The 23,486-nt window shown below is 71.2% G+C and carries 22 protein-coding genes and 1 riboswitch; of the genes, 11 read left to right on the top strand and 11 right to left on the bottom strand.

What is annotated here, in order from left to right; all coding sequences use genetic code 11:
* Positions 1–126: 126 nt before the first annotated feature.
* A complete protein-coding gene (locus KUM38_RS09735) occupies positions 127–1,572 on the top strand; it encodes an aldehyde dehydrogenase family protein (protein WP_217128897.1) in 1,446 nt (481 codons plus the stop codon).
* Positions 1,573–1,648: 76 nt separating this feature from the next.
* Here KUM38_RS09735 and KUM38_RS09730 read toward each other — a convergent pair whose 3' ends face one another.
* Complete coding sequence (locus tag KUM38_RS09730; protein WP_217128896.1) at positions 1,649–2,371, bottom strand: DUF4190 domain-containing protein; 723 nt, start codon at positions 2,369–2,371, stop codon at positions 1,649–1,651.
* A 115-nt stretch (positions 2,372–2,486) separates the two neighbouring features.
* Between KUM38_RS09730 and KUM38_RS09725 the strand changes: the two genes are divergently transcribed.
* The 3 genes from KUM38_RS09725 (at position 2,487) to KUM38_RS09715 (ending at position 5,663) form a co-directional block, all read left to right on the top strand.
* Positions 2,487–3,602 (top strand): adenosine deaminase, encoded by a 1,116-nt coding sequence (locus tag KUM38_RS09725; protein ID WP_217128900.1) that lies wholly within the window; start codon positions 2,487–2,489, stop codon positions 3,600–3,602.
* Positions 3,603–3,621: 19 nt separating this feature from the next.
* On the top strand, positions 3,622–4,332 hold the full coding sequence (locus KUM38_RS09720) for a glycerophosphodiester phosphodiesterase (protein ID WP_217128895.1): 711 nt from the start codon (positions 3,622–3,624) through the stop codon (positions 4,330–4,332).
* Between the two features lie 149 nt (positions 4,333–4,481).
* The gene (locus KUM38_RS09715) at positions 4,482–5,663 is read left to right on the top strand and encodes a serine hydrolase (protein ID WP_217128894.1); all 1,182 of its coding nucleotides are present in this window, start codon (positions 4,482–4,484) and stop codon (positions 5,661–5,663) included.
* On the opposite strand, the gene KUM38_RS09710 is transcribed toward KUM38_RS09715, so the two are convergent.
* Positions 5,629–6,150: a hypothetical protein gene (locus KUM38_RS09710; RefSeq protein WP_217128893.1), complete on the bottom strand. Its 522-nt coding sequence runs from the start codon at positions 6,148–6,150 to the stop codon at positions 5,629–5,631. The genes KUM38_RS09715 and KUM38_RS09710 overlap by 35 nt on opposite strands.
* Positions 6,151–6,257: 107 nt before the next feature.
* Positions 6,258–7,697 carry a gamma-aminobutyraldehyde dehydrogenase gene (locus KUM38_RS09705; RefSeq protein WP_217128892.1) on the bottom strand — a complete coding sequence of 480 codons (1,440 nt, stop codon included), beginning with the start codon at positions 7,695–7,697 and terminating at the stop codon, positions 6,258–6,260.
* Between the two features lie 207 nt (positions 7,698–7,904).
* Here KUM38_RS09705 and KUM38_RS09700 point away from each other — a divergent pair, with 207 nt between their 5' ends.
* From KUM38_RS09700 to KUM38_RS09670, 7 genes are all read left to right on the top strand, one after another.
* Positions 7,905–8,423, top strand: coding sequence for an Lrp/AsnC family transcriptional regulator (locus tag KUM38_RS09700; RefSeq protein WP_217128891.1), 519 nt, complete (start codon positions 7,905–7,907; stop codon positions 8,421–8,423).
* A gap of 2 nt (positions 8,424–8,425) precedes the next feature.
* Positions 8,426–9,799, top strand: a complete 1,374-nt coding sequence (locus KUM38_RS09695; protein ID WP_217128890.1) for an aspartate aminotransferase family protein — start codon at positions 8,426–8,428, stop codon at positions 9,797–9,799.
* 217 nt (positions 9,800–10,016) lie between these two features.
* Positions 10,017–10,766: an ABC transporter ATP-binding protein gene (locus KUM38_RS09690; RefSeq protein WP_217128889.1), complete on the top strand. Its 750-nt coding sequence runs from the start codon at positions 10,017–10,019 to the stop codon at positions 10,764–10,766.
* Positions 10,748–12,088, top strand: a complete 1,341-nt coding sequence (locus tag KUM38_RS09685) for a hypothetical protein (RefSeq protein ID WP_217128888.1) — start codon at positions 10,748–10,750, stop codon at positions 12,086–12,088. Before KUM38_RS09690 ends, KUM38_RS09685 begins: the two co-directional genes overlap by 19 nt.
* A gap of 111 nt (positions 12,089–12,199) precedes the next feature.
* Entirely contained in the window at positions 12,200–12,607 is a 408-nt protein-coding gene (locus tag KUM38_RS09680; protein WP_217128887.1) for a VOC family protein, read from the top strand.
* 26 nt (positions 12,608–12,633) lie between these two features.
* Positions 12,634–13,755 carry an LOG family protein gene (locus tag KUM38_RS09675; RefSeq protein ID WP_217128886.1) on the top strand — a complete coding sequence of 374 codons (1,122 nt, stop codon included), beginning with the start codon at positions 12,634–12,636 and terminating at the stop codon, positions 13,753–13,755.
* 148 nt (positions 13,756–13,903) lie between these two features.
* A complete protein-coding gene (locus KUM38_RS09670) occupies positions 13,904–14,605 on the top strand; it encodes an LAETG motif-containing sortase-dependent surface protein (protein WP_217128885.1) in 702 nt (233 codons plus the stop codon).
* A gap of 66 nt (positions 14,606–14,671) precedes the next feature.
* Here the strand turns inward: KUM38_RS09670 and KUM38_RS09665 are convergent, their stop codons facing one another.
* From KUM38_RS09665 to pyrH, 8 genes are all read right to left on the bottom strand, one after another.
* On the bottom strand, positions 14,672–15,469 hold the full coding sequence (locus KUM38_RS09665) for a maleylpyruvate isomerase family mycothiol-dependent enzyme (RefSeq protein ID WP_217128884.1): 798 nt from the start codon (positions 15,467–15,469) through the stop codon (positions 14,672–14,674).
* A 24-nt stretch (positions 15,470–15,493) separates the two neighbouring features.
* Positions 15,494–16,513, bottom strand: a complete 1,020-nt coding sequence (locus KUM38_RS09660; RefSeq protein WP_217128883.1) for an ABC transporter ATP-binding protein — start codon at positions 16,511–16,513, stop codon at positions 15,494–15,496.
* Positions 16,514–18,115, bottom strand: a complete 1,602-nt coding sequence (locus KUM38_RS09655) for an iron ABC transporter permease (RefSeq protein ID WP_254396938.1) — start codon at positions 18,113–18,115, stop codon at positions 16,514–16,516.
* Positions 18,116–18,162: 47 nt separating this feature from the next.
* On the bottom strand, positions 18,163–19,245 hold the full coding sequence (locus tag KUM38_RS09650) for a thiamine ABC transporter substrate binding subunit (protein WP_217128881.1): 1,083 nt from the start codon (positions 19,243–19,245) through the stop codon (positions 18,163–18,165).
* Between the two features lie 80 nt (positions 19,246–19,325).
* Positions 19,326–19,431: riboswitch (TPP riboswitch) on the bottom strand.
* A gap of 35 nt (positions 19,432–19,466) precedes the next feature.
* Positions 19,467–20,579, bottom strand: a complete 1,113-nt coding sequence (gene rlmN / locus KUM38_RS09645) for a 23S rRNA (adenine(2503)-C(2))-methyltransferase RlmN (protein WP_217128880.1) — start codon at positions 20,577–20,579, stop codon at positions 19,467–19,469.
* 283 nt (positions 20,580–20,862) lie between these two features.
* Entirely contained in the window at positions 20,863–21,861 is a 999-nt protein-coding gene (locus tag KUM38_RS09640; protein WP_217128879.1) for a phosphatidate cytidylyltransferase, read from the bottom strand.
* A 125-nt stretch (positions 21,862–21,986) separates the two neighbouring features.
* Complete coding sequence (gene frr, locus KUM38_RS09635) at positions 21,987–22,544, bottom strand: ribosome recycling factor (RefSeq protein WP_190098075.1); 558 nt, start codon at positions 22,542–22,544, stop codon at positions 21,987–21,989.
* Positions 22,545–22,665: 121 nt separating this feature from the next.
* On the bottom strand, positions 22,666–23,424 hold the full coding sequence (gene pyrH, locus KUM38_RS09630; protein ID WP_030866081.1) for a UMP kinase: 759 nt from the start codon (positions 23,422–23,424) through the stop codon (positions 22,666–22,668).
* Positions 23,425–23,486: the final 62 nt, after the last annotated feature.

Below are 23,486 nucleotides of genomic sequence, written 5' to 3'. Positions count from 1 at the left end.
AAACCGTAGAATCCCCACGCCCCCACCACTACGACTCGGCCAAACTCCACCCCCCGCCCTCCGCCCTACCGTGGACCCAGCAACCCACCCACACACACCCCAACGCGGAAGGGCCGGAACCCGCACATGACTTCCACCACCGCCTTCTGGCTCGCCGGCCGCCAGGCCACCGGCGAGACCACCTTCGACGTCACCTCCCCCTGGGACGGCCACACCGTCGGCACGGTGAGCGTCCCGACCGACGCCCAGGTCGAAGAGGCCGTCTCCGCCGCGTACGCCGTCCGCGAGGACTTCGCCGCCACCCCCGCCCACGTCCGCGCCGCCGCCCTCGACCACGTCAGCCGCCGCCTCGCCGAGCGCACCGAGGAGATCGCCCGCCTGATCTCCGCCGAGAACGGCAAGCCGGTCAAGTGGGCCCGCGGCGAGGTCGGCCGCGCGGTCTCCGTGTTCCGTTTCGCCGCCGAGGAGGCCCGCCGCTTCAACGGCGGCGAGGCCCAGCGCCTGGACACCGACGCCGGCGGCCAGGGCCGGCTCGCCTTCACCCGCCGCTTCCCCAAGGGCGTCGTCCTCGGCATCGCGCCGTTCAACTTCCCGCTGAACCTGTGCGCCCACAAGATCGCCCCCGCGATCGCCGCGGGCGCGCCCATCATCCTCAAGCCCGCGCCCGCCACGCCCCTCTCCGGTCTGATCCTCGGTGAGCTGCTCGCGGAGACCGAGCTGCCCGCCGGTTCCTGGAGCATCCTCCCGGTCCCCAACGACCGCATGCCCGCCCTGGTCCAGGACGAGCGGCTGCCGGTGATCTCCTTCACCGGCTCGGAGACGGTCGGTTACGCGATCATGGACTCGGTGCCGCGCAAGCACTGCACCCTGGAGCTGGGCGGCAACGGCGCGGCCGTCGTCCTCGCCGACTTCGCGAGCGACGAGGACCTGGACCGGGCCGCGCAGCGCATCGCGACCTTCTCCAACTACCAGGGCGGCCAGTCCTGCATCTCCGTGCAGCGCGTGATCGCCGACGCCTCCGTGTACGACCGTCTGCTGCCGCGCATCGTCGCCGCCGTCGAGGCGCAGGTCACCGGTGACCCGAACGACGACGCGACGGACGTCGGCCCGCTGGTCAGCGAGGCCGCGGCGCAGCGCGTGGAGTCCTGGGTCGACGAGGCCACCGCCGCGGGTGCGAAGCTCCTCACCGGCGGCAAGCGCGACGGCGCCTCCTACGCGCCGACCGTGCTCACCGACGTACCGGCCGACGTGACGATCTCCCGCGAGGAGGTCTTCGGACCGGTGCTGACCGTGCAGAAGGTGGACGGCGAGGCCGCGGCCTTCGCCGCCGTCAACGACTCCAAGTACGGCCTCCAGGCGGGCGTGTTCACGCACGACCTGCAGACCGCCTTCCGGGCCCACCGGGCGCTGGAGGTCGGCGGTGTGGTCATCGGCGACGTGCCCTCCTACCGCGCCGACCAGATGCCGTACGGCGGCGCCAAGCAGTCCGGTGTGGGCCGCGAGGGCGTGCGGTTCGCGATGGACGACTACACCTACGAGCGCGTGATGGTCCTGACGGGCCTCGCGCTCTGACCCATCCGGAGAAGGCCGACGGCCCCGAGCCCCGTACAGCGGGCTCGGGGCCGTCGGTCCCTGACGACGGACGCGGTCAGCGGAAGGCGGGGGCGGTGGCGGTGGCGGCCGGGCGGTGGGCGCCGTAGTAATCCTCGTCCTCCCAGCCGTCCTCCTCGCTGTTGATGGCGGCCACGACGCCGATCGCTATCAGGACGATCACGGCGATGCCGAGGACGAGGCCGATGATGCCCGTGATCAGGCCGGCCTGGGCCTGCCCGTGGTTGTCCGCCAGGCCCTGCTCGGCCTTCTGCCGGCCCTTGATGCCGAAGACGACGGCGAGGATGCCGAGGACGACGGAGACCACGCCGTACAGGCAGAACAGGCAGCAGGCCAGGATGCCGAGCACCATGGCCGCGACGCCCATGCCGTTCTGCCGCTGCATCGGCATGCCGGGCCAGCCGTAGCCCGGCGGGTAGCCGGGGTATCCGTAGCCGCCGGGTGCGCCGGGGCCGGTGGGCGCGACGGGCGGCGGAGGCAGCGCGGAGCCCTGGGGGGCGAACGGCGTGGTGCCGCCCGGGGGCATGCCCCCGGCGGGCGGGACGAAGCCCGCGCCCGGCATCCCGGCGACGGTGGGCTGGTCGTGCACGGAGGGCGGCTGCGGCGCGGACAGTCCGTCGGCGACGGTCGGCGTGCCCGGTGCCTGCGGCGGCCGGCCGGCGCCGGACGTGCGGTCCTTGTCCGGTGAGGTCCTGTTCTCCGGGGCCGCCCAGGGGTCGCCTGCTCCCGTGTCCCCGCCCGGCTGCGTCGCGTCCGTCATCTGGAGTTCCCCCCTGGCCCTCGATCGTCCGGCCATGCTACGGCTCCGCCGCCCCGCACCGCCCCGCACCCCCTCCGGCGACCACCTACGATGATCCCGAGTCACCGATCAGCCGATCATCCGCGTCCCGCCGCCCGTGCGGCCCGGGGCGCCGTTCCGGGGAGGAACCTTGACCGACCGTCTCGTCGAGCCGCGCGTCCCACGCGACCTGCACGCCTTCATCGCCGGGCTGCCCAAGGCCGAACTGCACGTGCACCACGTCGGGTCCGCCTCCCCCCGCATCGTCTCGGAGCTGGCCGCCCGCCACCCCGACTCCAAGGTCCCCACCGACCCCGAGGCCCTGGCCGACTACTTCACCTTCACGGACTTCGCCCACTTCATCGAGGTGTACCTGTCCGTCGTCGACCTCATCCGCACCCCCGAGGACGTACGGCTGCTGACCTACGAGGTGGCGCGCGAACTGGCCCGGCAACAGGTGCGGTACGCCGAGCTGACCATCACCCCGTTCTCCTCCACCCGGCGCGGCATCGACGAACGTGCCTTCATGGACGCCATCGAGGACGCCCGCAAGGCGGCCGAGACCGAGCTCGGGACCGTGCTGCGCTGGTGCTTCGACATCCCCGGCGAGGCCGGACTGGAGTCCGCCGAGGAGACCACGCGGCTCGCCACCGACGACCGGCTGCGCCCGGAGGGCCTGGTCTCCTTCGGTCTCGGCGGACCCGAGATCGGCGTGCCCCGCCCGCAGTTCAAGCCGTACTTCGACCGCGCGATCGCCGCCGGGCTGCACTCCGTGCCGCACGCCGGCGAGACCACCGGACCGGAGACGGTGTGGGACGCGCTGAACGAACTGGGCGCCGAGCGCATCGGGCACGGCACCAGCTCGGCCCGCGACCCCAAACTGCTCCAGCACCTGGCCGAGCGGCGCATCCCGCTGGAGGTGTGCCCCACCTCCAACATCGCCACCCGCGCGGTGGCCACGCTCGACGAGCACCCCATAAAGGAGTTCACCCGGGCCGGTGTCCTGGTGACGATCAACTCCGACGACCCGCCGATGTTCGGCACCGACCTGAACAACGAGTACGCGGTCGCCGCGCGGCTGCTGGAGCTCGACGAGCGGGGACTGGCCGGCCTGGCGAAGAACGCGGTCGAGGCGTCGTTCATGGACCCGGCCGGCAAGGCGCGGCTGGCCGCCGAGATCGACGCCTACACCTCGTCCTGGCTCGCCTCCTGACCACCCGCGAAGGGCCGCCATGCAGAACGTGACCGCCGTGGCCCACCGCGGCGACCCCTACCGTGTCCGCGAGAACACCCTCGCCTCGCTGCGGTCCGCGCTCCACCGGGGCGCGGACGCGGTCGAGATCGACGTACGCCTCACCCGGGACGGCGTCCCGGTGCTGCTGCACGACGACACGCTGAAGCGGCTCTGGGAGCACGACCGTCCGTTGCTGTCGCTGTCGTGGGAGGAGGTGCGCGGGGTCACGGACGACGGGGTGCCCACGCTCTCCGACGCGCTGGCGGCGACGGACGGCGGCCGGGTGATGATCGACCTGCCCAGCACGCCGGACGTCCGCGCGGTGCGCCGGGTCGTGGACGCCGTGCGCGAGCGGGACGCCCAGGACCGCGTCTACTACTGCGCCGGCGCCCCCGCCATGCTCGCCGTACGGGCGGCGGACCCGTCCGCCGAGATCGCGCTCACGCGCACGACCCTGGCACCGGCCCGCGCCGGTCTGCTGGAGGCGATCCGGCCGCGTTGGCTGAACTACCGCTTCAGCCTGGTCGACCGCGCCCTGGCGGACCGTGTCCACCACGCGGGCTACCTGCTCTCCGTCTGGACCCCGGACACCCGTCGCTCCATGCGCCGCCTGCTGGCCCTGGGCGTCGACTCGATCACCACCAACCGCATCGACGTCCTGTGCGCGCTGCGTGACACCGGGGGCCGGCCGGGGCGGCGGGCACCTTAGGGGCAACCCCTGACAACTTCCCTGTCCGTCCAGGGAAGTTGATCGGGGGCGCACCAGGGCGGGCGCCCTCCCCGACGACGATCCGGAGGTGACCCGCACGGCCGGAGGATGATCACGTCCTTCCGCCGAACTCCCCCGAGGAGCAGCCGATGCGCCCCCGCCGTCGCACCACCCTTCTCGCCGCCTCCCTCGTCCTCGCCCTGGGCGCGGGCCCGCTCGCCGCGCCCGCGTTCGCCTCACCCGCCCCGTCGGCGCCCGTGTGCGGTACCGCACCGTCCCACCAGGCGTTGTGCGAGGCGATCGAAGGGCTGCCCGACAAGAGCACCACGGCCGCGCTCGTCCGGCTGGGCGGCACCGAGGGCGCCTGGCACGGCAGTTCGGGGGTGCGGGACCTGGTGAGCGGCCGGGCGGCCGACCCGGACGCGCGGTTCAGGGCCGGCTCGACGACCAAGGTGGTGACGGCCGCCGCCGTCCTCCGGCTGGCGGCACAGGGCGAGGTCGACCTCGACGCGTCGGTCGAGCGCTACCTCCCCGGGTTGCTCGGCCCCGAGTTCACCACGCCCGTCACCGTACGGAACCTGCTGAACCACACCAGCGGCATCCAGCCGGGCGTCAGTTGGGGGAACACCTTCGAGGAGCAGTACGCACACCGCTACGACACGCTCACCCCGCGGCGGGTCGTGAAGTCCGCGGTCGCCAAGGGACCGGCGTTCGACGCCGGTGAGCAGCAGCAGTACCTCAACATCAACTACACGATCCTCGGCATGCTGATCGAGAAGGTGACCGGGCGGCCGTACGCCTCCGGGGTGGCGCGGCTCGTGCTGCGCCCCGCCAAGATGTGGCACACGTACTTCCCCGGCACCGACCCCCGCATCCGCGGACCGCACAACCACGGCTACCAGGCGGTTTCCCAGCCGGACGGGACGACCCGGCTCGTCGACGTCACCGAGTGGAACGTGGCCGACCGCTGGGCGGCCGGGGACATGATCTCGACCACCGCCGACCTGGAACGGCTCGTCACGGCCCTCTTCAGCGGACGGATCGTGCCCGAGCCGCAGCTGCAGGAGATGTTCACGGTCCCGACGGGTATCACGGGCGCCTCCTACAGCGCGGGCCTGCAGCGTTACGAGCACCAGGGAACGACCTACTGGCTCAAGAGCGGTGCCCGCCCCGGCTACAGCACGGCGATCGCCGCGACCGAGGACCTGAGTTTCACCCTCGTGTACTCGCTCTCCGACACCGACGCGAAGGACACGACACCGAACCCGGTCGCCAAGCGCATCGAGGCGGCCGCCCTCAAGCAACGGGTGCCGGCGCCGCGTTCGGCGTGAGCGCCTCCAGCCGCTTGATCTTCTCGCGTACGACGTACAGCGGGATCACGCCGAACACGCCGAACGCCATGTCGATGACGCTCCACCAGAAGGGGATGCCGCGGACCGGGCCGCAGATCAGCGCGAGCGGGATGATGCCGGCACAGGCGATCATGCCGAACTCGATGACCCAGATGTTGCGGACGGGGTCGCGGTAGGGGCCGTAGAAGGCGACGGCGATCACGAGGTGCGCGAAGGCGAGCCAGTCGGTGCCGTAGAGGAGGAAGGGGTACTCGGCGTCGGCGGTGTCGAGCCCCTGGCGTACGCGCTCGATCCAGTCCATGAGGGCGGGGAGGTGCTCCGGCGCGGACAGGGACCGGAGCAGGTCCTCGGTCCAGCGCAGTTCGTGCACCAGCGGGAAGGCCGTGGCGCCGCTGAGCACCAGGCAGACGACGAAGAAGACCAGCCAGGCGCGAATGCCCTTGAGCAGGGCGGCTCTGTCGCTCATGGCAGCAGCGTACGCCGAGAGTTGAACATGTTCAAAAACGGGGTCCGCCCCTGGAGACACGTCGGCCCCGGACGGTGCCGCACCGTCCGGGGCCGACGCTTCGGCGCCTATCCGTCGAGGGACGTCATCACGTGCTTGACGCGCGTGTAGTCGTCGAAGCCGTACGCCGAGAGGTCCTTGCCGTAGCCCGACTTCTTGAAGCCGCCGTGCGGCATCTCCGCGACCAGCGGGATGTGCGTGTTGATCCACACACAGCCGAAGTCCAGCTTCTTGGACATGCGCATCGCGCGGGAGTGGTCCTTGGTCCACACCGAGGAGGCCAGCGCGTACTCGACGCCGTTGGCGTACTCGACGGCCTGGTCCTCGTCGGTGAAGCGCTGGACGGTGATGACCGGGCCGAAGACCTCCTTCTGGATGATCTCGTCGTCCTGGTTCAGGCCGGAGACGACGGTCGGGGCGTAGAAGAAGCCCTGCTCGCCGACGCGCTTGCCGCCGGCCTCCACGCGCGCGTGCGCGGGCAGCCGCTCGATGAAGCCCTCGACCTGCTTGAGCTGGTTGGGGTTGTTGAGCGGACCGAACAGGACGTCCTCGTCGTCGGGCATGCCGGTCTTGGTGTCGGCGGCGGCCTTGGCGAGCGCGGAGACGAACTCGTCGTGGATCGACTCGTGGACGAGGACGCGCGTGGCGGCCGTGCAGTCCTGGCCGGCGTTGAAGAAGCCCGCGACCGAGATGTCCTCGACCGCCTTGGCGATGTCGGTGTCCTCGAAGACCACGACCGGGGCCTTGCCGCCCAGCTCCAGGTGGACCCGCTTGACGTCCTTGGCCGCGGACTCGGCGACCGACATGCCGGCGCGCACCGACCCGGTGATGGACGCCATCGCCGGGGTGGGGTGCTCGACCATCAGGCGGCCGGTGTCGCGGTCGCCGCAGATGACGTTGAAGACGCCCTTGGGAAGGATCGAGCCGAGGATCTCGGCGATCAGGACCGTGGAGGCCGGGGTGGTGTCCGAGGGCTTGAGGACGACCGTGTTGCCCGCGGCGATCGCCGGGGCGAACTTCCACACGGCCATCATCATCGGGTAGTTCCAGGGCGCGACCTGCGCGCAGACGCCGACCGGCTCACGGCGCACGATGGAGGTCAGGCCCTCCATGTACTCACCGGCCGACCGGCCCTCGAGCATCCGCGCCGCGCCCGCGAAGAAACGGATCTGGTCCACCATCGGCGGGATCTCCTCGGTGCGGGTCAGCCCGACGGGCTTGCCCGTGTTCTCCACCTCGGCCGCGATGAGTTCCTCGGCGCGCTCCTCGAAGGCGTCCGCGATCTTCAGCAGGGCCTTCTGGCGCTCGGCCGGGGTGGTGTCGCGCCAGCCGGGGAACGCCTCGGCGGCGGCCGCCATCGCGGCGTCCACATCCGCCTGCCCGGACAGCGGAGCGGTCGCGTACGCCTCGCCCGTCGCGGGGTTGACCACCTCGGTGGTCCGGCCGTCGGCGGCGTCCCGGAACTCACCGCCGATGTAGTTGCGCAGACGACGCAGCTCGGTGCTCACTGCAGGCCCTCCTGGTGTTCCTCGTGGGTGTCCGAGGTGTCTGGAGTATCGAGAAATGTCGAGTGTCCAACCTCTGAGACACCCACCCTAAACCGATGGCTGACGTTTTCAACACCCCCACCCGCCCTACTCCTGCGAAATCCGCAAGCTCGGACACCGCAGACAACGAATTTCATCGATCGAGCCTTGCAAAACTGTCGATACGTCGTGCACAGTGGCCCCGTGGCCAGTCGAAGCGCAGACCCGAGGGACTCCCGCGAGTCCAAGAACGGCGGCGGTCCCCAGTTGGACGCCGTCTCCCTCGCCATCATCGAGCAGCTCCAGGAGGACGGCCGCCGGCCGTACGCCGCCATCGGCAAGGCCGTGGGCCTGTCGGAGGCGGCCGTGCGCCAGCGCGTCCAGAAGCTCCTCGACCAGGGCGTGATGCAGATCGTCGCCGTCACGGACCCGCTCACCGTGGGCTTCCGCCGCCAGGCGATGGTCGGCGTCAACGTCGAGGGCGACGTGGAGGCCGTGGCCGACGCGCTGACCGCCATGGACGAGTGCGAGTACGTGGTGATGACCGCGGGCTCCTTCGACCTGATGGTCGAGATCGTCTGCGAGGACGACGACCACCTGCTGGAGGTCATCAACCGACGCATCCGGGCCGTGCCCGGAGTGCGCTCCACCGAGAGTTTCGTCTACCTCAAGCTCAAGAAGCAGACCTACATGTGGGGAACCCGATAACCGTGAGCACCGACCGCACCGAGGACCTCAGCAAGTCCGCGTACGACCACCTGTGGATGCACTTCACCCGCATGTCCTCGTACGAGAACTCCCCCGTCCCCACCATCGTCCGGGGCAAGGGCACCCACATCTACGACGACAAGGGCAAGCGCTACCTCGACGGCCTCGCCGGCCTGTTCGTGGTGCAGGCGGGCCACGGCCGTCAGGAGCTCGCGGAGACCGCCTCCAAGCAGGCCCAGGAGCTGGCCTTCTTCCCGGTGTGGTCCTACGCCCACCCCAAGGCCGTGGAGCTGGCGGAGCGGCTCGCGCACGAGGCGCCGGGCGACCTCAACAAGGTCTTCTTCACCACCGGCGGCGGCGAGGCGGTGGAGACCGCCTGGAAGCTCGCCAAGCAGTACTTCAAGCTGACCGGCAAGCCGACGAAGTACAAGGTGATATCCCGCGCGGTGGCCTACCACGGCACCCCGCAGGGCGCCCTGTCCATCACCGGTCTGCCGGCGCTGAAGGCCCCGTTCGAGCCGCTCGTCCCGGGTGCGCACAAGGTGCCGAACACCAACATCTACCGGGCGCCGATCCACAGCGGTGACCCGGAGGCGTTCGGCCGCTGGGCCGCCGACCAGATCGAGCAGCAGATCCTCTTCGAGGGCCCCGACACGGTCGCGGCCGTCTTCCTGGAGCCCGTGCAGAACGCCGGCGGCTGCTTCCCGCCCCCGCCCGGCTACTTCCAGCGGGTGCGCGAGATCTGCGACCAGTACGACGTGCTGCTCGTCTCCGACGAGGTCATCTGCGCCTTCGGTCGGCTCGGCACGACGTTCGCCTGCGACAAGTTCGGCTACGTCCCGGACATGATCACCTGCGCCAAGGGCATGACCTCGGGCTACTCCCCCATCGGCGCGTGCATCGTCTCCGACCGCCTGGCCGAGCCCTTCTACAAGGGCGACAACACCTTCCTGCACGGCTACACCTTCGGCGGCCACCCGGTCTCCGCCGCGGTCGGCATCGCCAACCTCGACCTGTTCGAGCGCGAGGGCCTGAACCAGCACGTACTCGACAACGAGGGCGCCTTCCGCGCCACCCTGGAGAAGCTGCACGACCTGCCGATCGTCGGCGACGTCCGCGGCAACGGCTTCTTCTACGGCATCGAGCTGGTCAAGGACAAGAACACCAAGGAGTCCTTCGACGCCGACGAGACCGAGCGCGTCCTGTACGGCTTCCTGTCGAAGAAGCTCTTCGAGAACGGCCTGTACTGCCGGGCCGACGACCGCGGCGACCCGGTCGTCCAGCTCGCCCCGCCGCTGATCTCCGACCAGGAGACCTTCGACGAGATCGAGCAGATCCTGCGCGCGACCCTCTCGGAGGCGTGGACCAAGCTGTAGGCCGTTGGAGGTTCCGATCTTCCTTCTGGATGATCAACACCAGCCCCGGTGTCGCCCGTTCGAGTGAGAAACGGGCGTCCGGGGCCGCGTGCTGTCCGGCCTCCCGCCGTGGCCTGCCTAGCGTGCCAGTGACCGATCGGCCCTGCCTTCGTTCCCCCGGACGGGGGACTTACCCGAAGAGCGCACGGCATTTCCGATCCGAACCGAGGTGTACGCCATGGTGGCCCCACCGGACAACGACGTGCTCTGGGCGCGAGCCCTGCACCACCGGTACGACGACGGCTCACCCGGACTGAGCGGGGTCTCGCTCGGCGTCCGGGAGGGCGAGATCCTCGCCGTCGGCGGCCCGCGCGGCAGCGGCAAGACGACACTGCTGCGCTGTCTGTCGGGGCTGCTGCCCGCACGCAGCGGCGAGATCTGGTTCAACGACGTGCCCGTGCACACCATGCGCCCCGCCGCCCGCGAGCGGCTGCGCCGGGACCACTTCGGCTGGATCGACCCGGACCCGGTGCTGGTGCCCGAGCTGAACGTCTGGGAGAACGCCGCCCTGCCGCTGATGCTGCGCGGCACCGGCCGGCGCCGCGCCAGGACGGCGGCCCTGGAGTGGCTGGAGCGCCTCGACATCGGTGACAGGGCCCGCAAGCACCCCGGGGAGCTGACGCAGGCCGAGCGGCAGCGGGTGTGCGTCGCCCGCGCCCTCGCCCCGGCACCCTCGGTGCTGTTCGCCGACGAGCCGACCGCCCCGCTGCACCGCGTCGACCGCGTCCACGCGCTGCGCACGCTCACCACGGCGGCCCGCTCGCACGGCATCGCCGTGGTCCTCGCGACCCACGACGCGCAGACCGCGGCCCTCGCCGACCGCACGGTGTCGCTGCTCGACGGGCGGCGCGTGCGCACCGTCCATCTGCCGCCGATCCCCGGGACGGCCGAGACGGAAGGCCGGGCGGCGTGCTCGCTCTCCGTCTGACCCGAGGCGCCCGTCCCGCCGTCCAGCTGCGCCGTCTCCTGGTCGTGGCCGCGTCCGCGGGCACGGGCTTCCTGCTGCTCAGCGCCCTCGGCCACGCGCTGAGCCACCCCGACCCGTCCGCCTCGGTGCTCCGGCTGGCCTGGTGCGCGGTCCCGATGGCGGCCACGGTGCACTTCGCGGTCGCGGTCGCCCGCACCGATCCGGGCACCCGGCCCCGGCCCGGTCTGTCGGCGATCGGTCTCGGTCCCGTCCGGCTGATGGCGATCTCCGCGGCCACCACGGCGCTGTCCTGCCTGCTGGGCTCGGCGCTGGCCCTGCTGGTCTTCCTCCACCTGCGCGGCGACCTCACCGGCACGCCCTTCGACGGCGCCGCGACGGACTTCCTCGCCGTCGGCCGGCCGCTTCCGCTGCCCGCCGCCCTGACGCTGCTGTCGCTCGTACCGCTGAGCGCGTCGGCGGCCGCGGCGGTGGTGCTGCGGCCGCGTGAGCCGGCGGCGGGGACGGACCGCGCGGGACGGGCGTACAGACGGTTCGGCGCGTACCGGCGTACGGCGGTGCGCGAGTCGTTCGGGGCGTACGGCCGGTTCGGCAAGCAGCTGGGGGCGGCGGCGCGAGGCCGGCGTACGGCCGAGGCGGCACCGGAGCCGGACGGCGCCGCGAACGGTCCCGACAGCGCCACGGACGGTTCCGACAGCTCCGCCGGCACCCCCGCCGACGCCCGGCCCGCCGCGCCGCTCACGCCGCCGTCCGGACTGCCGTGGGGGGTCACGGTGCTGGCGGTGGGTCTGGCCGCCGAGGCCTTCGCGAGCCGTACGGGCGGCGGGGGCGCGCCGGGGGAACAGCCCTCCGCGCTGCTCGGTCTGGTCCTGACCGCCGTCGGTCTGGCCCTGGCCGGTCCCGGCCTCGCCCATCTGTGCGGCAGGCTGCTCCAGACGGCACGGCCCGGCGCGCTGCGCCTGCTGGCCGGGCGGGTCCTCATGACCGAGGCCACGCGCATCGGACGCCCGCTGGGCGTGGTCTGCGCGGTGCTGTCGGCCGCGTACGTCATGACCTCGCTGCACGACCGCGAGGACGCCTTCGACGGCCCGCTCGCCGTGCTCGGGGTGCTGCTGGTGGCGGGCTGCACGACGGCGACGCTGCTGACGGCCGCCGTCGAGGCCAAGCAGGCCCGCGCCGAGACCACCGCCGCGCTGCGGCGCCTCGGGGCGGCCACGGGGACGCTGCGCCGGGCCGCCGTGCTCCGCGCGGGCGCGCTGCTCGCCCTGTTCGGGCCGCTGACCCTGGTCGTGGCCGAGCTGTCGGCGTGGCCGCTGTCCCGCTGAGGCACCGTCAGGGAAACGGTCCGAAAAAAATCTCCACGGACCGATGAGTTCCGCGCGGGCCCCCGGTCTACCCCCACGAACACCACGGAACCGAATGGGAGAGACCCCGCCATGTACCAGCAGATGATCTTCGTGAACCTGGCCGTCAACGACCTCGACGCCTCGAAGAAGTTCTTCACGGAGCTCGGCTACTCGATCAACGCGCAGTTCAGCGACGAGACCGCCGCGTCGGTCGTGATCAGCGACACGATCGTCGCGATGCTGCTGACCAAGCAGAAGTACGCGGAGTTCACCAAGAAGGAGATCGTGGACGCCACGAAGAGCAGCGAGGTGCTGCTCGCGCTGAGCGCCGAGAGCCGCGAGAAGGTCGACGAGCTGGTGGAGAAGGCCGTCGCGGCGGGCGGCTCGGTCACCGGCGAGACCCAGGACCACGGCTTCATGTACGGCCGCGCCTTCGACGACCTCGACGGCCACACCTGGGAGGTCATCTGGATGGACCCGGCCGCGGTGCAGGGCTGACGCGCACACGGGCCTAGCATGGGCGGGTGCAGACGAGTCCCGCCCATGCCGTCCATCACGGGGACCGCGAGATAGAGACGCTCGAGGAGTTCGACGCGATCGTCTCGTCCCGCGGCACGCTCTCCGGATTCCGTGTCCAGTCCGTCGACCTGACCGACCGGACAAGGGAGTTGCTCACCACCGACACCACCGGGGCCGTCTTCCTCGGCTGCCGGATGCGTCCGGACGCGACGGAGAAGCTCCGCGCCGACGGCGCCCTGGTCCTCCCGCCCGTCCCGGGCCTGCCCTTCGACCCCTACCGGGGGCATCTCTACACGCCCGGCGACCTGTTCGCCTCGCTCGACAAGGGCTACGAGGCGACCCCGGACGCGCTGGCCTACGCCTGGTTCCAGCGGACCAAGGCGGACGGCGACATCTTCGCCTCCATGCTGCGCGCGGTCCACGACGACTCCATGTCCGACGCCCTGGACGAACTCCTGCGCGGGGCGCGGGTCGTGGGCGTGATGGGCGGTCACGCGATGGCCCGCGGCACCGAGGAGTTCCGGGGCGCGGCCCGTCTCGGACGGGCGCTGACCCACGCCGGTTTCACGGTGGCGACGGGCGGCGGTCCGGGCGCGATGGAGGCGGCGAACCTCGGCGCCTACGCGGCCCCGTACGACGACGCCGTGCTGGACGAGGCCTGCGGACTCCTCGCGTCCGCGCCCTCGTTCACGCCGTCGATCACCGACTGGGCGCGCGCCGCCTTCGAGGTGCGCGCCCGCTGGCCGAAGGGCAACCACTCGATCGGCATCCCCACCTGGTTCTACGGCCACGAACCGCCGAACGCCTTCGCCTCGCACATCGCGAAGTACTTCGCCAACGCCACCCGCGAGGACGGGCTGCTGGCCCGCTGCAACGCGGGCGTGGTCTTCCTGCCGGGCGCCGCCGGCACCGTGCAGGAGATCTTCGACAACGCGACGCCGAACTACTACGAGTCGCGCGGCGAGCCCACGCCCATGGTGCTGGTGAACCGGGCCCACTGGACGGAGCGGCTGCCGGCCTGGCCGCTGCTGCGGTCGCTCGCGCGGGAGCGTTCCATGGAGGCCCGGATCGCCCTGGTCGACCGGATCGAGGAGGCCCCGGAGGCCTTGAAACGTCTGGGCGGTTAATAAGAAGGCAAAGTCCGGGTCCACTGTAGGCATATGCGTTGACACTACTTATGCGGCGCTTATAGACCTGGGAGCCGCATGGGAATGCTGATGACCCATCAGCATTCCGTCAACCCCCCGCAATTGCATATTCCCGTAAAGGACAAACGTGGCAGTTCTGTCCGTATCCCGCCGCACCGTCGCGCGCTCCGTGCGCGCCCTCGGTGTCGTCTCCGCGTCCGCCGCCCTCGCGATCGGCGTCGCCGGCAACGCGGCGGCCTGCGACATCAGCGAGTTCTCGGCCGACGCCAAGTGCGTCGGTGACAAGGGCGTCATCACCGTCACCGACGTGGACCCGGCCGGCGTCCCCGCCACCATCACCGTGTTCCTGCAGAACAACGGCGCCGACATCAAGAAGATCGGCGAGCAGGTGGTCAAGGGCTCCCGTGAGGGCACCACCATCACCTTCGAGGAGGACTGGAAGCCGAACGCCGAGTACCGCGTCCACGTCGACGCGAAGCCCTACGTCGACGAGGACATCAAGCCGAACCTGGTCACTCCGGCGACGGCCTGCAAGACGGAGGAGAAGCCCCCGGCCGAGGAGGAGCCCAAGCCGACTCCGTCGGAGTCCTCCTCCACCCCGGCCGAGGAGACCGGCACGCCGACCCCGTCGGCGTCGGAGAGCGAGAGCACCGCTCCGGCGGACACCTCGAGCAACGCGCCCTCCCCGGCCGGTGAGTCGAACCTCGCCGAGACCGGTGCCGACTCCAACACCGGTCTGATCGCCGGCGTCGCGGCCGCCCTGGTCGTGGTCGGCGGTGGCGCGGTCTTCTTCGGCATGCGCCGCCGCGGGGCGAACAGCCAGCGCTGACGCCTCACGCACACCGTGGTGGCCCGCCCCCTTTCCCGGGGGCGGGCCACTTCCGTCGCCGGCCGCTCAGCCGAACGTCGCCCGCTCCAGCCAGGACTCCAGCAGCTTCCGGTCACCGAGCACGTCGAGTCCGGGGGCGTCCAGCGGCAGCCGGCGGTAGAAGGCGAGGAGCACGGAGGTGAGCGGGCCGCGCAGGGCGACGGTGGCCTTCTCGTGGCCGCGCCGCCAGGAGACACCCTCCTCGTCGAGCTCGATCACCCACTCCGAGTGGACCTCCGGCCGGGTCTCGGTGGCGTGCAGATGGATGGTGCGCCGGGGCCCACGCAGGTCGTGCACCGTGTCGTCCGGCAGCGTCCGCTGCGCCCACTCCACGATCTCCAGCCACTCGTCGACCGCGTCCGCGGCGATCTCGGGCGCGACCTCGTACGGCAGCCCGGCGGCCAGGGTGGCGTCCGCGCGGTGGACGGTCACCTCGTGCGTCATGCGGCGGGCCCAGAACCCGGCGTTGTGGATCCCGGCCCAGCTCCACACCTTCGCGTCCGGCCCGGCCTCGCGCAGCGCGCCGACGACCAGTTCGCCGGACTCCGCCAGCCAGGCGTCCAGCGCACCGGGATCGCCCCACGCCCCGGGCCCGTCGAACCCCGGCACCCGGTCCTCGGGGACGTCGTCCTCGGCCCCGGTCCGCACCATGACGTCCACCCAGCGCAGGGCTCCGCCGAGATGCCGTACGAGCTGTTCCAGGGACCAGTCGGGCGTGGTGGGCACGGTGCCGGACAGATCGGCGCCGGACGTCACGACCGTCCGCAACCGCCCTACCTGGTGTGCGATTTCCTCGCAGTAGCGGTCATGTGTGAGTGGTGTCATGCCGCTCACCCTAGGCAGCCACGCTCATCCCAGCACGACGATTTCCGCCGCGTCGAACTCCACGCCGACCTCGTCCCCGGCCTCCGGCGCGTCCCTGAGCGCGCAGGCCGCCTCCAGGCGGGGGGCGTCCTCGGGCTGGAGGTGGACGGCGACATGGGTGCCGCGGAAGGTGCGCGCGGCCACCGTGCAGCGCAGGCCCTCACCGGCCGGAACCAGGCGGACACCGGCGGGGCGGACGAGAAGGGGGCGCGTGCCCTGCGGGGCGCCTTCCGGGACGGGGAGCTTGCCCCAGGGGGTCACCGCGGCATCGTCGCCCACCGTCGCCTCGACGACGTTCTCGAAACCGAGGAAGCGGGCCACGAACGCGTCGGCCGGACGCTGCCACACCTCGAGCGGCGTACCGGACTGGGCGATCCGGCCGTCCCGCATCACCACCACCCGGTCGGCCAGCGCGAACGCCTCACCCTGGTCGTGCGTCACGGCGAGCACCGTGGTGCCCAACCGGCCGAACAACTCGCGCAGTTCGACGACAAGACGCTCCCTGAGCGACCGGTCGAGCTGCCCGAGCGGCTCGTCGAGCATCAGCAGCCGGGGGCTGGGCGCGAGGGCGCGGGCGAGCGCCACGCGCTGCTGCTCGCCGCCGGACAGCGCGGCGACGGCGCGTCCGGCCGCGTCCGGCAGTCCCACGAGGTCCAGCAACTCCCGTACCCGATCGGCCTGTTCGGTGCGCGACACGCCGTGCATCCGCAGCCCGAAGGCCACGTTGCCGCCCACGTCCCGCTGCGGGAAGAGCTGGTGGTCCTGGAACATCAGCCCGACGCCGCGCTTGTGCGCCGGCACACCCGACTGGTCCCGTCCGTCGAGCGACACCCTCCCGGAGTCGAGCGGCTGCAACCCCGCCACCGCCCGCAGCAGCGTCGACTTGCCGCTGCCGCTGGGGCCGAGCACGCACACGATCTCGTGCTCGGCGACCCCCAGGTCGACGGCGTCCAGCACCGCCCGCCCACCGAAACGGACGGTCGCGGCCTGAAGGCTCAGCAGCATCTAGAACTCCCCGGTCCGGTCGGTCCGCAGCCGCTCCAGCACGAGCAGCGCCACCGCGCACACGATCATCAGAATCGTCGACAGGGCCATCGCCTGGCCGTAGTTGAGGTCTCCGGGCCGCCCCAGCAGCCGCGCCACGGCGACGGGCAGCGTCGGATTCTCCGGCCGCGCGATGAACACCGTCGCCCCGAACTCGCCCAGCGACACCGCGAACGCGAATCCGGCGGCGATCAGCAGCGCCCGCCGCACCAGCGGCAGGTCCACCTCCCGCCACGCCCGCCACGGCGACGCCCCGAGCACCGCCGCCGCCTCGCGCAGCCGTACGTCCACGGCCCGCAGCACCGGCAGCATCGTCCGTACGACGAAGGGGACGCCGACCAGCGCCTGTGCGAGCGGGACCAGGATCCAGGAGGCACGGAGGTCCAGCGGCGGCTCGTCGAGGGCGATGAGGAAGCCGAAGCCGACGGTCACCGCGGACACGCCGAGCGGCAGCATCAGCAGCGCGTCGAAGCCGCGCACCAGCCGTCCCGCGTCCCGCCGGGTCAGCGCCACGGCCGCGAGCCCGCCGATCACCACGGCGATGGCGGTGGCGGCGACGGCGTACTCCAGTGAGTTGCCGACCGCCTCGATCGGCGCGACGAGGAACACTCCCCCGTCGTCCTCGGTGAGCGTCCGGTAGGAGGCGAGACCCGCGTCGCCGAAGGACCGTTCCACCAGCACCGCGAGCGGCAGCAGAAGCAGTACGGCGACGGTGGCGACGACCGAGCCCAGCAGCGCCCACTGTCCGGCGCCGCGCGGCCGGCGTGCGGTCACCGAGGCGTCCACCAGCCGCAGCGCGGTCTCCCGGCGCCGTACGGTCCAGGCGTGCAGGGCGAGGATCGCGCCCACGGCGACGAACTGGATCATCGTCAGGACGGCGGCCGTGGACAGGTCGAAGATCTCCGAGGTCTGCCGGTAGATCTCCACTTCGAGGGTGGAGAAGGTGGGACCGCCGAGGATCTGCACCACACCGAAGGAGGTGAAGGTGAACAGGAAGACCATCAGCGCGGCCGCCGCCACGGCGGGCGCGAGCGCGGGCAGGGTGACCGACCGCCAGGCCGCGAACCGCGAGGCGCCGAGCATCCGCGCGGCCTCCTCCTGCCGCGGGTCGAGCTGGGACCAGAGCCCGCCCACCGTGCGTACGACGACGGCGTAGTTGAAGAAGACGTGCGCGAGCAGGATCGCCCACACCGTGGTGTCCAGCCGCAGTCCCCACAGTTCGTCGAGGAGCCCGCCGCGTCCGACGAGCGCCATGAACGCCGTACCGACGACGACCGTCGGCAGCACGAACGGCACGGTGACCACGGCCCGCAGCACCTGCTTGCCGGGGAAGTCGAAGCGGGCGAAGACGTACGCGCCGGGCAGGGCGATCAGCAGGGTGAGGGCGGTGGAGACGAGGGCCTGCCAGGTGGTGAACCACAGCACCTGCCGGACGCCGGACTGCGCCAGTATGTCCCCGATCCGCCCGAGCTGCCAGGTCCCGTCGGTCCTCAGTCCGCGCGCGACGATCGCGGTGACGGGATAGGCGAAGAAGACGGCGAAGAACGCGACGGGCACGGCCATCAGGCCGAGCCGCGCCGCGCTCCCACGCCGCCTCGCCGCGGTCCGCGTCACTTCAGTACGAGCGAGGTCCACGACTTGACCCACTGGTCACGGTTGTCGGCGATCTTCGCCGGGTCCATGGTCTCCGGGTCCTTCGCCTGCGGCCCGAACTTCACGAACTCCTCGGGCACCTGGGCGGCCTCCCGCACCGGGTAGACGAACATGTTGAGCGGCATGTCGTCCTGGAACGGCTTGCTGATCAGGAAGTCGAGCAACGCCTTGCCGCCCTCGGGGTTCCGCGCGTTGCTCAGCAGCCCGGCGTACTCGACCTGACGGAAGCAGGTGTCCTCGGCGACACCGGTGGGCGCCGTGGTCGGCTTCGGGTCAGCGTAGATGACCTCGGCGGGCGGCGAGGAGGCGTACGACACGACGAGCGGCCGGTCGGCCTTGGCCTGCTTGCCGCCGGCCGAGCCGGAGAACTCCTCGTTGTAGGCCTGCTCCCATCCGTCGACCACCTTGACGCCGTTGGCCTTGAGCTTCTTCCAGTAGTCCTGCCAGCCTTCGTCCCCGTACTCGGCGGCCGTCCCGAGCAGGAAGCCGAGGCCGGGCGAGGAGGTGGAGGCGTTCTCGACGACGAGGAGGTCCTTGTACGCGGGCTTGACCAGGTCGTCGAAGCTCTTCGGCGGGGTCAGGTCGTGCTCGTCGAACCACGCCTTGTCGTAGTTGACGCAGACGTCGCCGCTGTCGACGGGGGTGACCCGGTGCTTGTCCTGGTCCACCCGGTACTCGTCGAGGATCAGATCGGAGCCCTTCGCCTCGTACGGCTGGAACAGCCCGTTGTCGAGGGCGCGGGAGAGCAGGGTGTTGTCGACGCCGAAGAAGACGTCGCCCTGAGGGTTGTCCTTGGTCAGGATCGCCTTGTTCACGGCCTGCCCGGCGTCGCCGTCCTCGAGGACCTTGAGCTTGTAGCCGGACTGCTTCTCGAAGGCGGCGACGACGTCCTTCGACACGGCCCACGAGTTGTGGCTGACGAGGGTCACGGTCTTGGACCCGCCACCGCTCGCGTCGTCGTCGCCGGACGACCCGCACGCGGACAGCGTGACCAGCCCCAGCCCGACGGCCAGGACCGTGACCTTCTTGGTGATGCCCACTTGATTCCTCCTGGAGTGACCAGGAAGAGACGCGGCCCCGCCCGGGACCCCTCTGCGGAGTCCCGGGCGGGGCGCAACAGCTCGAGTGATGACCGATCTCCCTACCCAGAATGACCTGGGCCAGGTTCGGAGGGTCTGCGGCCGGTGCCGCACTCTCAGCGCTGTGGCGCTCCCCTGTCGGAATATGAAGATGTGCTTACCTCTGGCTTACGCGAGTCACATTACCTCTCGCTCGCGGCGAGCTGACCACACGCCCCGTCGATCTCCTGTCCACGGGTGTCCCGGACCGTCACCGGCACACCGTGCGCGGCGATCGCCTCCACGAACGCCTTCTCGTCCTCGGGACGGGAGGCGGTCCACTTGGAGCCGGGGGTGGGGTTGAGCGGGATGAGGTTGACGTGCACGGGTCGGCCCTTGAGCATCCGTCCGAGCCGGTCACCGCGCCAGGCCTGGTCGTTGATGTCCCGGATGAGGGCGTACTCGATGGACAGCCGCCGCCCCGACTTGGCCGCGTACTCGAACCCGGCGTCGAGCACCTCGCGCACCTTCCACCGCGTGTTCACGGGGACGAGGGTGTCGCGCAGTTCGTCGTCGGGGGCGTGCAGCGAGATGGCGAGACGGCACTTGAAGCCCTCGTCGGAGAACCGGTGGATCGCCGGGACGAGACCGACGGTGGACACGGTGATCCCGCGCTGCGACAGCCCGAGCCCGTCCGGCTCGGGGTCGGTGAGGCGGCGGATGGCGCCCACGACCCGGTTGTAGTTGGCGAGCGGCTCGCCCATGCCCATGAACACGATGTTGCTGAGCCGCGCCGGACCACCCGGGACCTCGCCGTCCCTGAGCGCCCGCATCCCGTCCACGATCTGGTGCACGATCTCGGCGGTGGACAGGTTGCGGTCCAGCCCGGCCTGCCCGGTCGCGCAGAACGGACAGTTCATGCCGCAGCCCGCCTGGGAGCTGATGCACATGGTCACCCGGTCCGGATAACGCATCAGCACGGACTCGACGAGCGTCCCGTCGAACAGCTTCCACAGCGTCTTGCGGGTGGTGCCCTGGTCGGTCGACAGATGCCGTACGACCGTCATCAGCTCCGGAAGCAGCGCTTCCTGGAGCTTGCCGCGCGAGCCGGCGGGGATGTCGGTCCACTGCTCCGGGTCGTGCGCGTACCGCGCGAAGTAGTGCTGCGAGAGCTGCTTGGCGCGGAACGGCTTCTCACCGGCCGCGGCGACCGCCTCCTTGCGCTCGGCGGGCGTGAGATCGGCGAGGTGACGCGGCGGCTTCTTCGCTCCGCGGGGGGCGACGAAGGTGAGCTCACCGGGAACGGGACGGGCCACGGTCGGGCAACTCCTCAGGACGACGGGGCCTGGCAACTCCGCACGGGCGGGGACGACGGCACCTCTGTGCCTGGGCCAGGAGACGACCCGCGCGGGGGGCGGGGACGTACGAAAGGGCCCGCAGTACACCGCGAGCCCTTCCAGAGTACCTGTTCGCCGTCAACCCGATCCGACGAAGATCACCAGCAGCAGCCACACCACCGGAGCCGTCGGCAGCAAGGAGTCCAGCCGGTCCATGCCGCATCGACGTGCGGCTACCGCCGCATGGCGCCGTGGCCTTCCCTCAGCCGGAGCCGACGAACACGACGAGCAGCAGCCAGACCACCGGAGCCGTCGGCAGCAGGGAGTCCAGCCGGTCCATGATGCCGCCGTGCCCCGGCAGCAGCGTGCCCATGTCCTTGATGCCCAGGTCCCGCTTGATCATGGACTCGCCCAGGTCGCCCAGTGTGGCGCTGGCCGCGACCGCGAGGCCCAGCAGCAGGCCCTGCCACCAGCTGCCGCCGTCGATCAGGAACTCCATGCACAGCGCGCCGACGACCATCGCGAAGGCCACCGCGCCCAGCAGGCCCTCGCGGGTCTTGCCGGGGCTGATGCGCGGGGCGAGCTTGGTCCTGCCGAAGCGCCAGCCGACCGCGTACGCGCCGGTGTCGCTGACGACCGTCAGCAGCAGGAAGGTCAGGACGCGCCAAGCGCCGTCGTCGGCGGTGAGCATCATCGCGACGAAGGTCGCCAGGAACGGTACGTAGAACACCGCGAAGACGCCCGCCGTGACGTCCTTGAGGTAGCCCTCGGGCGGCGCCGTCATGCGCCAGACCAGCACCGCCAGCGCGGTGAGCGCCACGGCGACCCACGCGCCCTCGGCCCCCCGGACGTACCCGGCGACGACCATGGCCGCACCGCCCAGCGCGAGCGGTACCAGGGGCGCCTTGATGCCCTTGCGCTCCTGCAGCCGCGACGTCAGCTCCCACAGGCCCACCACCACGGCGACCGCGACCACGCCGACGAAGACCGCCTTGACGACGAACAGCGACGCGACGATCACCACGCCGAGTCCGACGCCGACGCCTATCGCGGCACCGAGATCCCGCCCCGCGCTCTTCTTCTGCGGTGCGGGCGCCGGCTGCGGGGCGTCGGGCATGGGCTCCGGATTCTGCGGCACCTCCCCCGGAAGGGGGCGGGCCCGCGTCGGCTCGTCTCGGAACAGGGGGCCGCTCAGCCGAGCGGTCCCCCGGTCCACATCCTGGTCTCCGCCGTGTTCGGGTACGTCGGGCACGATGGGCATGGGACGCGTGTGCTGCGCGTTGTGCGCATCGTACGCGGGACCCGCCGGAGCGGCCCCCCAGCCTTGCCCGTGGTCGGACGGCCCCCAGTACCCGGTCTGCGGCGTCCCCCAGGAAGAGTCGTTCATCAGACCTCGAGCAGCTCCGCTTCCTTGTGCTTCAGGAGCTCGTCCACCTGGGCGACGTACTTCGCGGTGGTGTCGTCGAGCTCCTTCTCCGCACGGCGGCCCTCGTCCTCGCCGACCTCGCCGTCCTTGATCATCTTGTCGATGGCGTCCTTGGCCTTGCGGCGCACGGAGCGGATGGAGACCTTGGCGTCCTCACCCTTGCCCTTGGCGACCTTGATGTAGTCGCGGCGGCGCTCCTCGGTGAGCTCGGGGAACACCACCCTGATGATGTTGCCGTCGTTGCTCGGGTTGACGCCCAGGTCGGAGTCGCGGATCGCCTGCTCGATGTTGCGCAGCGCGCTCTTGTCGAACGGCGTCACCACGGCCATGCGCGGCTCGGGCACGGAGAACGAGGCCAGCTGGTTGATCGGCGTCGGCGCGCCGTAGTAGTCGGCCACGATCTTGTTGAACATCGCCGGGTGCGCACGGCCGGTGCGGATCGCGGCGAAGTCCTCCTTGGCGACCACGACGGCCTTCTCCATCTTCTCCTCGGCCTCGAGGAGGGTCTCTTCGATCACCACTTGCTCCTGCGTGTCTTGAGTAGGCCCGGCCGCGGCTCCTTTTCAGGGACGGCGGCCGGCTGCGTCGCGTCTTCTTCCTGCACGGTTCCCGACCGGCAGGACATTGTCCATCCCCCGGTCAGTTGCGGCCGGCTTGGTCGCCCACCAGCGTGCCGATCTTCTCACCCTTGACGGCGCGGGCGATATTGCCCTCCTTCAGAAGCTCGAAGACGACGATCGGGAGGCTGTTGTCACGGCAGAGCGTGACGGCCGTGGCGTCGGCGACCTTCAGGTCCCGGGTGATGACCTCGCCGTAGCCGAGCGCGTCGAACTTCACGGCGTCGGGGTTGGTCTTCGGGTCGGAGTCGTAGACGCCGTCCACACCGTTCTTGCCCATGAGCAGCGCCTCGGCGTCGATCTCCAGGGCGCGCTGGGCGGCGGTGGTGTCGGTGGAGAAGTACGGCATGCCCATTCCGGCACCGAAGATGACCACACGGCCCTTCTCCAGGTGCCGTACGGCGCGCAGCGGGATGTAGGGCTCGGCGACCTGACCCATGGTGATGGCGGTCTGCACGCGGCAGTCGACGCCCTCCTTCTCCAGGAAGTCCTGGAGGGCGAGGCAGTTCATCACGGTGCCGAGCATGCCCATGTAGTCGGAGCGTGCGCGGTCCATGCCGCGCACCTGGAGCTCGGCGCCGCGGAAGAAGTTCCCGCCGCCGATGACGATCGCGATCTGCGCGCCGTCCCGTACGACGGCCGCGATCTCACGCGCGATGGCGTGCACCACGTCGGGATCGACGCCCAGGCCTCCGCCACCGGAGAAGGCCTCTCCGGACAGCTTCAGCAGAAACCGGCCGCTTACTTTGCCGTCGTCGCTCTTCTCAGCCTTGGTGGTCATCGTCGGATCCCGCCTCTTTCACGTGTTGCACATACGAAGAAGGCCATTGCCGGTGGGGCGTG

Origin of the sequence: Streptomyces sp. AC558_RSS880, from assembly GCF_019049255.1 — a bacterium.
Taxonomy (GTDB): Bacteria; Actinomycetota; Actinomycetes; order Streptomycetales; family Streptomycetaceae; genus Streptomyces.
This window is presented reverse-complemented; position numbering and strand designations above follow the sequence as displayed.

Bases quoted from the DNA above. Each gene is read 5' to 3' on its own strand.
- KUM38_RS09655 (WP_254396938.1), bottom strand. From the start codon at position 18,115: ATGGCCGTGCCCGTCGCGTTCTTCGCCGTCTTCTTCGCCTATCCCGTC.
- KUM38_RS09730 (WP_217128896.1), bottom strand. From the start codon at position 2,371: ATGACGGACGCGACGCAGCCGGGCGGGGACACGGGAGCAGGCGACCCC.
- KUM38_RS09715 (WP_217128894.1), top strand. From the start codon at position 4,482: ATGCGCCCCCGCCGTCGCACCACCCTTCTCGCCGCCTCCCTCGTCCTC.
- KUM38_RS09680 (WP_217128887.1), top strand. From the start codon at position 12,200: ATGTACCAGCAGATGATCTTCGTGAACCTGGCCGTCAACGACCTCGAC.
- KUM38_RS09665 (WP_217128884.1), bottom strand. From the start codon at position 15,469: ATGACACCACTCACACATGACCGCTACTGCGAGGAAATCGCACACCAG.
- KUM38_RS09710 (WP_217128893.1), bottom strand. From the start codon at position 6,150: ATGAGCGACAGAGCCGCCCTGCTCAAGGGCATTCGCGCCTGGCTGGTC.
- KUM38_RS09735 (WP_217128897.1), top strand. From the start codon at position 127: ATGACTTCCACCACCGCCTTCTGGCTCGCCGGCCGCCAGGCCACCGGC.
- KUM38_RS09660 (WP_217128883.1), bottom strand. From the start codon at position 16,513: ATGCTGCTGAGCCTTCAGGCCGCGACCGTCCGTTTCGGTGGGCGGGCG.
- pyrH (WP_030866081.1), bottom strand. From the start codon at position 23,424: ATGACCACCAAGGCTGAGAAGAGCGACGACGGCAAAGTAAGCGGCCGG.
- KUM38_RS09720 (WP_217128895.1), top strand. From the start codon at position 3,622: ATGCAGAACGTGACCGCCGTGGCCCACCGCGGCGACCCCTACCGTGTC.
- KUM38_RS09690 (WP_217128889.1), top strand. From the start codon at position 10,017: ATGGTGGCCCCACCGGACAACGACGTGCTCTGGGCGCGAGCCCTGCAC.
- KUM38_RS09640 (WP_217128879.1), bottom strand. From the start codon at position 21,861: ATGCCCATCGTGCCCGACGTACCCGAACACGGCGGAGACCAGGATGTG.